The sequence below is a fragment of the Desulforegulaceae bacterium genome (genome assembly GCA_034006035.1).
Taxonomy (GTDB): domain Bacteria; phylum Desulfobacterota; class Desulfobacteria; order Desulfobacterales; family JACKCP01; genus JACKCP01.
In genome coordinates, this window is record JAVETN010000004.1 from 83,404 (window position 1) to 97,127 (window position 13,724).

A 13,724-nucleotide genomic window follows, 5' to 3' on the forward strand; every position below is an offset into this window, starting at 1 on the left:
GGTAGATATATTTTACATACAAACTATTGCAGTATACAAATTATAGTCGTTTGTCGGGTTAGTTTTCCCTGGATAAACTAAATCATTAGTTAGTCGAAACTAAAGATTTTGGAAAATTTTAGAAATATTAAAGCCTGAATTTTTCGATTAAAAACAAATTGTTATTTTACGGAGGAAATAATGTCTGAATTTTATTTGGTAGAAAAAAAAGGACCTATTGCTTATGTTTACCTTAACCGTCCTGAAAAGAAGAATGCAATGAATCCACCAGCTTGGGATGATTCTCCTGCAATTTTTGATGATCTTGACAAGGATCCAGAGATAAAAGTGGTTATAGTTGCAGGGAAAGGGTCTTGTTTTTCTGCGGGAATAGATCTTACAGGAATGATGGGTGCCCTTCCAGAGGTTCTTGAAGAAAAGCAGCTTGGGGGAACAAAATGGAAGTTTCTTCCAAAAATTAAGGCAATGCAGGAAGCAATGACTTGTATGGAAAGATGTAAAAAACCTGTAATTGCTGCTGTTCACGGATTTTGTATAGGTGCAGGTCTTGATATGATAACTGCTTGCGATATAAGACTTTGCTCAAAAGATGCCACTTTCTCACTTAAGGAAGCAGCAGTTGCTTTTGTTGCAGACGTAGGTGTTTTGCAAAGAATTCCAAATATTGTGGGTCAGGGGATAGCAAGAGAACTTGCCTTTACTGCAAAAACAATAGACGCTAAAAGGGCAAAAGAAATAAATCTTGTATCCGAAATTTGTGAAGACTATGATGATCTGATGAAAAAAGCCGAAGCTATGGCCTTGGAAATTTGTGATAACTCTCCTCTTGCTGTTCAGGCAAGCAAAGATGTTTTAAATTTCGGAGTTGGAAAATCTGTTCAGGACGGTCTTAGTTATGTAAGCTCAATGAGTGCCAATATAATACCTTCAAAGGATCTTTATGAAGCTGTTACAGCTTTTACAGAAAAAAGAAAACCAAAGTATACCGGCAAATAAATTAATGAAAACAGTCTATATAGAATCTCTTGGCTGTCCCAGAAATTTTGCGGACAGCGAGTTTCTTTCAGGGCTTCTTGAAAATAACGGGTATCATCTTGTTTTATCACCAAAAGATGCCCGTTTTATAATAATTAATACCTGCGGGTTTATCGAAGATGCGGTAAATGAATCTTTGGATTATATTTTTGAATTTTCCAAGCTTAAAAAATTTGGGAAATGCGAATTTTTGATTGTTGCAGGATGTCTTGCCCAGAGATTTAAAGATGAGCTTGCATCCGAGCTTGATGAAGCTGATTTTTTTGTTGGAACCGGAGGTTTTTCAGATATTTATAAAATTCTTTCTGAAATTGAATTAAAAAAAGGAAAAACTTTTTTTCCGGATCCTTTAAATCAGCCTCTTTTTACTTCTTCTTCTCCAAGGATTGTATCAACTTTTCCCTTTGCTTATCTTAAAATTGCTGAAGGCTGTGCAAGGAGATGCAGTTTTTGCATAATCCCTGAATTAAAAGGGAGGCTAAGAAGCAGGGGAGTAAAAGATATTGTTTCTGAAGCTGAAAGTCTTGTTTTATCTGGGATAAAAGAAATTGTGATTGTATCCCAGGAATCAACTGATTATGGAAGAGATTTTAAAACAGGAGAAGATTTAAGCCTTGTTCTCAAAGAAATTTCATCAATTTCAAGGGATACAAGGATAAGATTTATGTACGGACATCCTCTAAGCATAAGTGATAAGCTGATTGAAACAGTGGCAGAAAACAAAAATATCTGCTCATATTTTGATATTCCCATCCAGCACGCTTCGGAAAAGCTTCTTAAGAAAATGAACAGGGGATACGATTTATCCTTTTTAAGAAATTTATTTAAAAAAATAAGACAAAATATAAGTGATGCTGTATTAAGAACAACAATAATGACAGGTTTTCCCGGTGAAACCGAAGATGATTTTGTTATTCTCAGTGATTTTTTGGATGAAATAAAATTTGACCATGCAGGAGTGTTTAAATATTCTGAAATGGATGATTTAAAATCATTTGCTTTTGAAAACAAAGTGGATCCTGAAAAAGCTGAACAAAGAAGAATTGTACTAATGGAAAAGCAAGCTCTTATTTCCCAGGAAAAAAACTATGAATATCTTGGAAAAACTCTTTCAGTTCTTATTGAAAAAAAGGATTCTGAAGAATTCTATGCTGGAAGAACAATGTTTCAGGCTCCCGAGGTTGACGGAATAACTTATGTGGATGGGAAAAATCTTCAACCGGGTGACCTTGTTGATGTTTTAATAACAGACGCTTTTGATTATGATCTTGCAGGGAATGTTTAATGGAAAATTTAAAGGAAAAGTTAATGGGTTTGATTTCTTCAGATATTGAAGAAATTGAAAAAGCAATAGAAAGAAACCTTTCCCCCCATTTCGAGCTGGTAAAATCCATTTCAGAACATATTCTTTTTAGCGGAGGTAAAAGATTCAGGCCTATCCTCATGCTTCAAAGCTCAAGAATCTGCGGGAAGAATTCCTATGATTTATATGATTATTCAGTTATTTTTGAATATATTCATTCTGCAACTCTTCTCCACGACGATATTATTGACGAGGCTGAAATGAGAAGAGGAAAAATAGCTGCCCATCATATATATGGTGCTGCTGCGGCTGTTTTAACAGGAGATTTTCTTCTTGCAAGATGTCTTAATATTTCTTCTTTATTAAAAGATTATGAAATAGTTAATGAAGTTTCTAAGATAACTGAAGAAATGTCCCAGGGTGAAATCCACCAGCTGATGATCAAGGGTAAACTTTCAATAACAAAAGAAGATTATTTTAATATAATAAAACGTAAAACCGCTGTTCTTATTGAAGGTGCGTGTAGAACAGGGGCAAGAATTGCAAAGGCTGATCCAGATACCATAAAAAAGCTTGGTGAATACGGATATAATCTTGGAATGGCATTTCAGATGGCAGACGATCTTCTTGATTATTTGTCAGATGAAAAATCCCTTGGAAAAATTCCCGGGGCTGATTTAAGAGAGGGTAAACTTACTTTACCTCTTATTCATACATTGTCTTTGTGTTCTGAAAATGAAAAAAAATTTATAGCAGAGGAAATAGAAAAGGGGCTTTCTTCTAAAGAGCCTGATTTTGAGTCTGTTTTGTCTTTGGTTAAACAATATGGCGGATTGTCGTTTACTGAAGAAATTGCACAAGAATATGTAAAATCAGCTAAGAATGCTTTGGCTGAGTTTCCTGATTCAAGAGAAAAAGAAATCTTTTTCATGCTTGCTGATTATTCAGTTTTAAGGAAAAATTAAAGAGGTCAAAATGAAAGTTTTAAAAACTATTCTGGTTTTATTTTTCATTAATCTGATTTGTTTCAAAGCTTTTGCTGTGGAGGATTCCCCTTATATTTCAGTAAAAGGGTTTGGGAGTTCAGAAATCAGATCCCAGGGGTTTGCAGAAGCAAAAAATGAGGCTGTTTATAATGCAATTAACGATGCATATAAAGCTGCTCTGCTCTCCTACCTTCCAGAAGATGTCTTAAGGGTTGATTTTGAAAAAATTATTGTTCTTCTTAAAAAAGATGGCAAAAACTTAGTCCATGAATTTCAGGTTCTTGGAGAAAAAATTTCAGCCAATATTTTGGAGACTGCAGTATCAGCAAGATTTTCAAAAAAACAGATTGAAAATCTTTTTTCAGTTAACGGGATTGTAATTGAAAAAATTACCCTCCCTGAAATTATGCTTCTTGTTTCAGAAAAAGACATTGAGGATTATGATTATTATCAATGGTGGAAAATTGATGAAAACCCAAGGTTTGGAATAACTGAAAAAGGGCTTGCTTCGGAATTTGAAAGTTCTGGTTTCAAGGTCCATCCTCCATTTATTTACAGCAAAAGAAGTGATTTTAGATTTGAATCAGCTCCTGTCCCTGATAAAAAAGATGCAATAAATATCGGTCTTGAAAAAAATGCAGGGATTGTGGTTGTAGGAAAGTCACATGCTGAGCCCGGAGGAAATAAAATCAAAGGAGTTGATACAGTAAAGGTTGTGCTCAGATTGATTGTATTTAATACAGGCAATGGAGAAGAGATTTGCACTGTATCAAAGGATATAATAATTAAATCTGAAAACGGGATATACAAAACAAGGGAAGCTTTTGAAAAAGCGGGAAAAGATTCGGGGCAAGAAGTTATAAATAAAATTAATTCCTATATAAGAGCTAAGGCTGATATAAAAAACGAAATAGGAATTGAAGTGTTTGGTGAAAATTTTTTTCCAAGGTTTATTGCCTTTAAAAGCAGGCTTATAAATTCAGAAATAATAGATGGTTTCAAGGATAAGGAAATTTCTTCCAAAAACAGCCTTTCTTTTGTTTCTTATAAAGGAAGCAGCAAAGAACTGGCAGAAAAAATTGTCCAGCTTTCCTTTGACGGATTTGGAATTTCAATTACAGATATTTCTGAAGGGAAAATAAAAATAGAGCTTGTTTCAGTGGACTAAAGGGCTGAACTTGGTAAATCTAAATAAAACTTGAGTAGAAAATGAGTTTAAGCAAAATTAACTCACAATACTTGGGAATTATAAATATTGTAAAATTTGGTTTTAGGATAAAACCTGGATTAATGTTTTAACGGGGGAGAAAAATGGAGAGTCTTTCTTTAACAACGGCTACCTGGTTTGTGTTAGCTGTACCAATGCCTTTAACTGTGGTTTTGTCAATAATTAATCTTATTGTTAGAGCGGGGAGGAAGAGTAAATGAGTCTTGGTATCAGCTTTGCGTTTGTTGTTTACTTATTTATAATGATGTCAATTGGGGTTTATTTTTATTTCAAGACAAATGATCTTTCAGACTATATTCTTGGTGGAAGAAATTTAGGGCCTGGAGTTGCTGCACTTTCGGCAGGTGCTTCAGATATGAGCGGCTGGCTTCTTCTGGGGCTTCCCGGGGCTTTGTATGCAGGGGGAATGAATAGCATCTGGATTGCAATCGGGCTTACAATAGGTGCTTTTTTAAATTGGCAGTTTGTTGCTAGACGACTTAGAAACTATACTGAAAAAGCTGGAAATTCAATAACCATTCCAGATTATCTTGAAAATAGATTTGAAGACAGTTCAAGGGTTTTAAGAGTGATTTCGGCCCTTGTTATTTTGATTTTTTTTACAATTTATGTTTCTTCCGGGCTTGTTGGGGGGGCAATTTTATTTGAAAAAACCTTTGGCCTTCAATATCAAACTGCTTTGTGGGTAGGTGCTCTGGTTATTGTAGCTTATACATTTCTTGGCGGATTTATGGCTGTTACACTTACAGACTTTATCCAGGGTATTCTTATGTTTTGTGCTCTTCTTCTGGTTCCTATGATTGCAATTAATTTGACTGGGGGATGGGATAAAATTCTTTTAGCGGTTAATTCAGTAAACCCTGAACATCTGGATGCTTTTTCAGGAATGACATCAATTGGAATTATTTCTCTTATGGCCTGGGGACTTGGGTATTTTGGGCAACCCCATATTCTTACAAGATTTATGGCACTTAAAAATCCTGATGATGCTCCTAAAGCTCAGGTTGTTGGGATGTCATGGATGGTTCTAGGCCTTTTCGGGGCAATATTTACAGGCTTTGCAGGTATAGGGTTTCTTGAAACTCCTCTTGATAATCCTGAAACTGTTTTTATTGTTCTTACTGAAACACTTTTTAATCCATGGGTTGCAGGAGTTTTTCTTGCAGCTATCTTATCTGCCATAATGTCAACAATAGATTCTCAGCTTTTGGTTTGTTCATCAGCAGTGGCAGAAGATTTTTATAGAAGTATACTTAAAAAAGAAGCTTCTCAAAAAGAACTTGTATGGATAGGCAGGGGGGCAGTGCTGATTCTTGCCTTGGTTGCAACTGCATTTGCCTCAAATCCGGAAAGTAGAGTTCTTGAACTTGTTTCTTATGCCTGGGGAGGTTTTGGAGCAGCCTTTGGTCCTGTAATTCTTTTTTCTTTATTCTGGAGAAAAATGACAAAAAACGGAGCTCTTGCAGGTATAGTAACAGGAGCAGTTACTGTTATTGTATGGAAAAATTTAAACGGAGGCATTTTTGATGTTTATGAAATTTTGCCTGGGTTTATTTTATGTTCCATTGCTGTAGTTTCAGTCAGTCTTTCAGGGAAGGGTCCAAGCAGTTCAATGAAAGCTGTTTTTGACGAATTTTAGGTTTTTATAAGGCGGGCAGAACAAGCCCGCCTGAATTTATTTTAAAAATTGGTTCATTGTTTTTATAAAGTTTATTTTAAGTGTATTGTCCTTAATTTCTTCAGAAAGAAATCTTATCATTGATGCAGCCTGGTTTTTTGTAATTTTTTCAGAATCAATTTTAAGCTCAGAGCAAACATCTTCAACAAGATATTCTGCAAGAGGGCCTATTGCTTTTGCTAAATTTTTTTTAACTAGGTTTGTAAATTTTTTACTTGATAAGCTTTTTTCCCTGAAAACTTTATCTATGAGCTCATTTTCAAGGAGCTGATTAAGAGCGTTGTTCAGCTTTTCATTGGTGAGTGAGACTGTTTTTTTTATTTCTTCAATAGATTTTTTTTGGTGGATAAGGTGGAGAACCCGGAGAGAAATTCCGTTTAATGTGTAAGTTTTATTTCCAATTTTTTTGGGTATAAACTGCATACACAGCCCCTTTTTTAATTAAGAGATTATCCTAGGATTGATTTAAATAAATTATCTTATTTTTTTGAAATTTACAAGGACTGGAGTGTTTCATGGGGAGGAAGACTTTTTAAATCTTTTATTTTATAGGGCAAAAGCTTTCTTAAAAGTATGGGGCTTGACATTTCCTGTTTTGGCTTAATTTTATAAGCGGAATTAAAAATTATTATATAAACAAATAAATTAGCTGCAAGACTAAAGGATTTTTTTGGGCAGCTAAAAAGAAAATGTTAGGGGAAAAAATGAACGAAAACAAGAATACATATGAATTTAAAACAGAAGTAAAACAGCTGCTAAACCTTATTGTTCATTCTCTTTATTCCAATAAGGAGATTTTTTTAAGAGAGCTTGTATCAAACGCATCTGACGCAATTGACAAGTTGAGTTTTAAAGCACAAACAGATGATTCTGTTCTTGAAGATAATGATGAGTTTTTTATTAGAATAGAAAGAAATGAAAAAGATAAAAAGCTTATTGTTTCCGATAATGGAATAGGAATGACAAAGCAAGAAATTGAAGAAAACATAGGAACTATAGCCCAGAGCGGAACCAAGGCCTTTGTTGAAGCCATTGAACAGTCCAAAAAAGAAGGAACCTTGTCCAATGAGCTTATTGGTCAGTTTGGTGTAGGCTTTTACAGTGCATTTATGGTAGCCGAAAAAGTCACTTTGATTACAAAATCTGCAAAATCAGACAAGGCTTGGAAATGGGAATCTGACGGAGATGGAACCTTTACCATTGAGGAAGCGTCCAAGGAGCAAAGGGGAACTGAAATAATTCTTACGCTTAAGGAGCCTGAAGATGGTGATGATGATTTTACAGATGAGTATGTTATAAGGCGAATAATCAAGAAGCACTCTGACTTTATCAGATATCCTATTATAATGAAGACAGAAAAATACGAACCTCTTCCAGAAGATCAAATAGTTAAAGACAGCGAAGGAAAGCCTGTTGGAGAAACATCCAAAAGAGTTATAAAAGATGAAACCTTAAACTCAATGAAGGCAATCTGGGCTAGAAGCAAATCAGAGGTAACTGAAGAGGAATATGATGAGTTTTACAGGCATATCAGTCATAATTGGGATTCTCCCTTAGACAGAATTCATATGAAGTTTGAAGGAATAACAGAGTATGATGTTCTTTTATTTATTCCTTCAAAAGCTCCTTTTGATATTTTCAGGGAAGATAGAAAAAACGGGCTTCATCTTTATTGTAAAAAAGTATTTATAATGGATGACTGCAGAGAGCTTATCCCTGAATATCTTGGTTTTGTTGAAGGGGTTGTTGATGCTCCTGATTTGAATCTTAATGTTAGCCGTGAAATTTTGCAGCAGGACAGACTTGTAAGAAATATAAGAAAAAATGTAGTTAAAAAAATTCTTGATCTTTTAAAAGACATGGACTCAGAAAAATATGAAAAGTTTTACAATGAGTTTGGCACTGTCCTCAAGGTTGGAGTTCCTTCAGATCCAGAAAACAAAGATAAAATAGCAGAACTTTTAAGATTTGAAACAACAAAGTCAGACGGTAAAAAGATTTCTTTTTCAGATTATGTTTCAAATATGCAAAAAGATCAAAAAAGTATTTTTTATCTTACAGGCGAAAACATCAACACCCTAAAAAACAGTCCCTATCTTGAGGTTTTAAAGGAAAAAGATTACGAAGTTTTTTTAATGACAGATCCCGTTGATGAATGGGTTGTTCAGGGTCTTTATGAATATCAGGGAAAGGGTTTGAAAAGTGCTGAAAAAGGCGACCTTGATCTTGAGGATGAAAAAGAAGATAAAAAAGAAGAAGATTCCGGTGAAAACAAATTCTTTTTTGAGTTTATAAAAAAAGAGCTGGATGGAAAAATTGAAGAAGTTAAAAAATCAGCAAGATTGAAGGAATCCTTATCTTGTCTTTCATCAGAAGACAGCGGTATGAGTGCTTATATGGAGAAAATTCTCAAAGCTTCAGGACAGGATTTTCCTGCTCCCAAAAGAAATCTTGAGCTTAATCTTGATCATGAGGTTGTAAAAAAATTAAAGTCTATGTTTGAAACTGATCCCACAGATTCAAAATTAAAAGATTATATAAGCTTGATTTATGATCTTGCCATTATAGGTGAGGGAGGAAAAGTTGAAAACCCAGCCCTTTTTTCCAAACTTGTGGGAGAACTTATGAATCAATCAGCCTGATAAATTAAAAGCCGGTTTAATCCGGCTTTTTTGTTTGATTGTTTACATCAGGGCAGCAGGGCTGATTTTTTTAAAGTCTTAAAGATTTAAACCTATTTAAATTTGATTTGACATTAGATGTTCCGGTGGTAATTTAAACCTGAACTTAGAGTTTTATTTTTAAGATAATAATCTTGAATTTCAGTGATTTTTTTAATTTTAATTTTTTTCAATTGGGGAGGCGAGCAACTTAACCTCTCTTTGGAGTCAGGATGGAAGAGCTTACAAAAGCTAAGCTTGAAGATATAAAAAGTCTTCTTGAAGAAATCGGTGGCAAGGATATAGATAAGCGGCTTAAAGTCGTTAATTGTCTCTGGGAGTCAGAGGCCCATTCAACAGCAGAGGACTTGATAAAAGAAGAGGCTTTGAGCTGTGAAAATTTAGACATTGGCTTTGTTGAAGATACTTTATCTCTTTTAACAAGGCTTGGTCTGGTGACCAGGATGGAAATTGACGGGGGTTCTTTGATGTATGAACCCAAATATCTTGGTGAACGCCATGACCACATGATTTGTGTTGACTGCGGTAAAATTATTGAATTTGAAGATCCCCGCCTTGAAAGAATTCAGGAGTTTGTTGCTCAAAAGCACGATTTTACTTTGATAAGGCATAGAACTGAGCTCTATGGACTGTGTTCCAGTTGCAGTGCAGAAAGAGGAGAAGAGCTTCTTCTTAAAGATGCAAAAGCAGGAGAGTTTCTTGAGGTTATTAAAATAAAAACAGGGCTAGGACTTAGCAAAAAGCTTGCATCCATGGGAATAAGCACAGGTTCGGTAATTGAGGTTCTAAATTCAAACAAAGGTGGACAAATAATTGCGGCACATCAGGAAAGCCGTTATATTCTGGGCAAGGGAATAACTGAAAAAGTTTATGTAAAACGCATATTTAATGATAAGTGTTTTGCTGGAAGAAACCCGGCCTGCCCCTATGTCAGTGGTAATGTAGAAAATATTATGCCTATGCCGGCTTGTCGGGGTCGTGCTGTTTTTATGAGCAGCCTTAAAAACAATGATAGGGGAGTTATTTTAAGAACAGGCGGTTGTAAAAGACTCAGGAGAAGACTTTTTGAAATGGGCCTTTTAAATGGTGCTGAATTTGAAATTGTAAAATATGCTCCATTAAAAGATCCCTTGGAAATTATAGTGAGGGGAACCCATATATCTCTTAGAGTTGAAGAAGCCAAAAATATAATGGTTAGAAAGATAGAGGACTGAAATTTCAGATGACTGACAATCACCTTACAATAGCTCTTGCTGGAAATCCCAACTCAGGTAAAACAAGTATATTCAACGCAATAACAGGAACCAGACAAAAAGTCGGAAACTGGGCAGGGGTCACTGTTGAAAAAAAAGAAGGTTTTATTGAGCATAAGGGAAGAAAAATAAAATTAGTCGATCTTCCGGGTATTTACAGCCTTACTCCTTTTTCAATTGAAGAGGTGGTTACAAGAAATTATCTTATTGATGAAACCCCGGATGTGGTTATTGACATCATTGATTCAACCAATCTGGAAAGGGCTCTTTATCTGGCTCTTCAAATAAGAGAGCTTGATCTTAAAGTTGTTTTTGCCCTTAATATGGCAGATATTCTTGAAAATAAAGATATTTATATTGATGACTCCAAACTTTCTGAACTTCTTGCTCTTCCCATTGTTTTTACTATTGGGAACAGGGGAGAAGGGATGACCGAGCTTCTTGACGAGTCTGTAAACCTTGCTCTTCACGGAAAAAAAGCAGGTGATGAAAGAAAGGTCAAGTATTCGTCTGAAATAGAGAAATCAATAGGAAGAGTTTCTGATTCAATAAAAGATTTGATCCCTGAAAACAGCAGATATTCCCTTAGATGGACAAGTGTAAGGCTTCTTGAAAATGACAGACCTGTGTTTGAACAGGTGGATTCTTTTAAACCAAACTTTGATCTTAAAGCACTTGTAAAGCAGGAAAGACAGAGACTAAGAACTTTTTACAATGATGAGCCCGAGCTTGTGATGACAGATGAAAGATACGGTTTTATTGAGGGGATAATCAGAGAGGTTCTTCATACTCCCCTTACTGCAAGGGTGGATATCTCAAGAAAAATTGACTCTGTTCTTACAAACAGGTTTCTTGGGCTTCCTATTTTTGCTTTTTTTATCTGGTTCATGTTCCAGGCAACTTTTACCTTGGGTCAATACCCCATGGACTGGCTTGAAAGATTTGTTGTTTTTTCTTCAGAAATATTAACCAAAATTATTCCCGACGGGATTTTGCAATCTCTTGTTGTTGACGGGGTTATTTCAGGGGTTGGAGGAGTTCTTGTTTTTCTTCCCAATATTCTTATTTTGTTTTTTTGCATAGCTCTTTTTGAAGACACAGGATATATGGCAAGAGCTGCTTTTTTAATGGACAAGGTAATGCATTCAATAGGACTTCACGGCAAGTCATTCATTCCCATGCTCATGGGGTTTGGGTGTAATGTTCCTGCTATAATGGCTGCAAGAACCCTTGAAAATGACAGGGATAGAATTCTTACCATACTTATAACTCCTTTTATGTCCTGTTCTGCAAGACTTCCTGTATATATAATTCTTGCAGGAACTTTTTTTCCAGATAAAGCCGGAAATATAATTTTTCTTCTTTATCTCACTGGAATTCTTGTTGCTTTTGGCTCAGGAAAGCTTTTCAGAGCTACTATTTTAAGAGGAGAAGAAGCCCCTTTTGTAATGGAGCTTCCTCCATACAGGGTTCCTATGCTGAAAAGTCTTTTAATTCATATGTGGGACAGAAGTAAAATCTTTTTAAAGAAAATGGGGGGTGTTATTCTTGCCGGCTCAATCCTTGTCTGGGTATTGAGTTATTTTCCCCAGGAAACCAATTATTCAAAAGATTATGACTCCATGATAGTCAAGCTTTCAGAACAAATTGATATTAAGGAAAAATCCGGTTTAAGCTCTGAAACAGAAAATCTTTATTCCAGGATTCGGCATTTAGAAAGTGAGAGAAAAAAAGAGAGTGCTGAAAATTCATATCTTGGAAGGCTGGGTAATTTTGTTTCTCCGGTTTTTGAACCCATAGGAATAGACTGGAGGGGAAGTATTGCCCTTATTACCGGATTTGTTGCCAAAGAAATAGTTATAAGTACAATGGGAGTTCTCTACGGTGTTGACTCAGGCGAGGAAGATTCAGGCGGAATGGGAGCAGCATTGAAAAGATCTGGAATGACTCCTTTATCTGCCCTTTCCATGATGGTGTTTGTTCTTCTTTATCTTCCCTGTCTTGCTGCTATTGCAGCTGTAAAACAAGAATCAGGAAGTTTAAAATGGACTCTTTTCAGCATTTTTTATACAACTTTTGTTGCCTGGTCATTTTCTTTTACAGTGTATCAGGTAGGAACTCTTCTTCAAAAAGTAGCATAGAAAAGAGGTGAAATATGAAAATAAGTAAAGTTTTTATTGTTTTGGTTGCTCAGATTTTAATTTTGTTCTCAGTTCAATGTTTTGCAGGTGAACGTTTAAGCGTGGAATCAAACAGGGTTAATGTGAGATCAGGACCTGGAACCAAATATGAAGTTTTATGGCAGGCTGAAAAAAACTATCCCCTTGAAGTTGTGGAAGAAAAAGGAAAATGGGTTCATTTTAAAGATTTTGAAGGATATGAAGGCTGGGCTTACAAGCCTTTGCTTGGAAAAAAGAAAACAGTGGTTGTAAAGGTTTATAAGTCGAATATAAGAAGCGGTCCAGGTACAGAGCACCCTATTGTATTTACTGCTGAGAAAGGGACTCCTTTTGAGGTTATTGATACAAAAAATGGATGGCAAAGGGTTAGACATTCTGATGGAGATTCAGGCTGGATAAGTTCAAGTCTTTTATGGTAAAAATATTGGAGGAAAAATGAAGGAAAATAAAGATCTTGTAGAAGTTCCTGAAATTGATGGATTTACTGTGTTTATGAAAAGAGTGATTGATTATATAGGGGAAAACAGAAAAACTGTTATCATAGGAATTGCAGCTTTTTTTATTTTTCTTCTTCTTATTTCTTCTATACCTTCATTTATCAATGCCAAGCGTGAGAAATCATTTGCAGAACTGCAAAAAGCTTTAAGGGTTATTGAATCAGAAGAAAATCTTGATTTAAATCAGATTGAAAAAGCCTTTTTGGTTTTAAATGAAAAATATAAAGGAACCAAAGCTTCTGCTCTTGGTGATATTTATCTTGGCAGGGCAATTTATGGTCTGGGTGAAAATGAAAAAGCAGCCGTTTATTTTAAAAAGGCTGCTAATTATTTTGGTAAGCTCTCTCTTCCAGGCAGGCTTTCAATGTATGAGCTTGGGGCACTTTATTTAGATGATTTTCCTGAAAAAGCTGAGGTTTTTCTCAGGCCTCTTTCCGAATCTGAATCTTTTATTAAAGAGGATGCTCTTTTTTACCTTGCTGTTTCAGGAGATCCAAGAAGTATTGAAAGGCTTAAAAAGGAATATCCCGACGGCTTTTATTCGGGGATTATCAAAGAAAAAAATAATTTTATAAAAAGCTCAGCTGATAAAGATTGAGCCAGTCCAAAATAAAAAAACTAACCGGGGTCATTCGGTTAGTTTTTATCTAGGGAAAAAGTTAAAGAAGTAATACTATATATACAATAATTGTGCCAAACTTATCTTTTTCCCTTTAAAGCCTGGATTTACAGGCTTTTCTCTTTGGAAAGTGCTTTTTTAACTTGAATTAGTTGGGTTTATTTTACCCTAGGGTTCAAAATAATGAACTTTAAGTGTAACGTCTTGAAAATAAAAGCAATTGTGTGGTTTAAAAAAATATACTTTTTTATTCACCCTGGGTTG

General features: G+C 35.2%; 11 protein-coding genes. 10 read left to right on the forward strand and 1 reads right to left on the reverse strand.

Features of this window, described 5'->3' with window-relative positions; all coding sequences use genetic code 11:
* The first annotated feature begins 180 nt into the window (after positions 1-180).
* From RBR53_04750 to putP, 5 genes are all read left to right on the forward strand, one after another.
* On the forward strand, positions 181-996 hold the full coding sequence (locus RBR53_04750; protein ID MDY0131959.1) for a crotonase/enoyl-CoA hydratase family protein: 816 nt from the start codon (positions 181-183) through the stop codon (positions 994-996).
* 4 nt (positions 997-1,000) lie between these two features.
* Positions 1,001-2,320 (forward strand): 30S ribosomal protein S12 methylthiotransferase RimO, encoded by a 1,320-nt coding sequence (rimO, locus tag RBR53_04755; protein ID MDY0131960.1) that lies wholly within the window; start codon positions 1,001-1,003, stop codon positions 2,318-2,320.
* Entirely contained in the window at positions 2,320-3,303 is a 984-nt protein-coding gene (locus RBR53_04760; protein MDY0131961.1) for a polyprenyl synthetase family protein, read from the forward strand. The genes rimO and RBR53_04760 overlap by 1 nt, the downstream gene beginning before the upstream one ends.
* A gap of 10 nt (positions 3,304-3,313) precedes the next feature.
* Positions 3,314-4,492 (forward strand): hypothetical protein, encoded by a 1,179-nt coding sequence (locus RBR53_04765; GenBank protein MDY0131962.1) that lies wholly within the window; start codon positions 3,314-3,316, stop codon positions 4,490-4,492.
* A 256-nt stretch (positions 4,493-4,748) separates the two neighbouring features.
* Positions 4,749-6,191: a sodium/proline symporter PutP gene (gene putP, locus RBR53_04770; protein ID MDY0131963.1), complete on the forward strand. Its 1,443-nt coding sequence runs from the start codon at positions 4,749-4,751 to the stop codon at positions 6,189-6,191.
* Between the two features lie 36 nt (positions 6,192-6,227).
* On the opposite strand, the gene RBR53_04775 is transcribed toward putP, so the two are convergent.
* Entirely contained in the window at positions 6,228-6,653 is a 426-nt protein-coding gene (locus RBR53_04775) for a hypothetical protein (protein ID MDY0131964.1), read from the reverse strand.
* Between the two features lie 281 nt (positions 6,654-6,934).
* Between RBR53_04775 and htpG the strand changes: the two genes are divergently transcribed.
* The 5 genes from htpG (at position 6,935) to RBR53_04800 (ending at position 13,439) form a co-directional block, all read left to right on the forward strand.
* Positions 6,935-8,872, forward strand: coding sequence for a molecular chaperone HtpG (htpG, locus tag RBR53_04780; GenBank protein MDY0131965.1), 1,938 nt, complete (start codon positions 6,935-6,937; stop codon positions 8,870-8,872).
* A gap of 251 nt (positions 8,873-9,123) precedes the next feature.
* Entirely contained in the window at positions 9,124-10,125 is a 1,002-nt protein-coding gene (locus tag RBR53_04785; protein MDY0131966.1) for a FeoA domain-containing protein, read from the forward strand.
* Between the two features lie 8 nt (positions 10,126-10,133).
* Positions 10,134-12,305: a ferrous iron transport protein B gene (gene feoB, locus RBR53_04790; protein MDY0131967.1), complete on the forward strand. Its 2,172-nt coding sequence runs from the start codon at positions 10,134-10,136 to the stop codon at positions 12,303-12,305.
* Between the two features lie 14 nt (positions 12,306-12,319).
* A complete protein-coding gene (locus RBR53_04795; protein ID MDY0131968.1) occupies positions 12,320-12,763 on the forward strand; it encodes an SH3 domain-containing protein in 444 nt (147 codons plus the stop codon).
* Between the two features lie 16 nt (positions 12,764-12,779).
* Positions 12,780-13,439, forward strand: coding sequence for a hypothetical protein (locus RBR53_04800; protein MDY0131969.1), 660 nt, complete (start codon positions 12,780-12,782; stop codon positions 13,437-13,439).
* Positions 13,440-13,724: the final 285 nt, after the last annotated feature.

What these genes read in the sequence shown, in the direction of transcription:
- htpG (MDY0131965.1), top strand. Translation starts at nt 6,935, where the DNA reads ATGAACGAAAACAAGAATACATATGAATTTAAAACAGAAGTAAAACAG.
- RBR53_04775 (MDY0131964.1), bottom strand. Translation starts at nt 6,653, where the DNA reads ATGCAGTTTATACCCAAAAAAATTGGAAATAAAACTTACACATTAAAC.
- RBR53_04760 (MDY0131961.1), top strand. Translation starts at nt 2,320, where the DNA reads ATGGAAAATTTAAAGGAAAAGTTAATGGGTTTGATTTCTTCAGATATT.
- RBR53_04800 (MDY0131969.1), top strand. Translation starts at nt 12,780, where the DNA reads ATGAAGGAAAATAAAGATCTTGTAGAAGTTCCTGAAATTGATGGATTT.
- putP (MDY0131963.1), top strand. Translation starts at nt 4,749, where the DNA reads ATGAGTCTTGGTATCAGCTTTGCGTTTGTTGTTTACTTATTTATAATG.
- RBR53_04750 (MDY0131959.1), top strand. Translation starts at nt 181, where the DNA reads ATGTCTGAATTTTATTTGGTAGAAAAAAAAGGACCTATTGCTTATGTT.
- RBR53_04765 (MDY0131962.1), top strand. Translation starts at nt 3,314, where the DNA reads ATGAAAGTTTTAAAAACTATTCTGGTTTTATTTTTCATTAATCTGATT.
- RBR53_04785 (MDY0131966.1), top strand. Translation starts at nt 9,124, where the DNA reads ATGGAAGAGCTTACAAAAGCTAAGCTTGAAGATATAAAAAGTCTTCTT.
- rimO (MDY0131960.1), top strand. Translation starts at nt 1,001, where the DNA reads ATGAAAACAGTCTATATAGAATCTCTTGGCTGTCCCAGAAATTTTGCG.
- feoB (MDY0131967.1), top strand. Translation starts at nt 10,134, where the DNA reads ATGACTGACAATCACCTTACAATAGCTCTTGCTGGAAATCCCAACTCA.
- RBR53_04795 (MDY0131968.1), top strand. Translation starts at nt 12,320, where the DNA reads ATGAAAATAAGTAAAGTTTTTATTGTTTTGGTTGCTCAGATTTTAATT.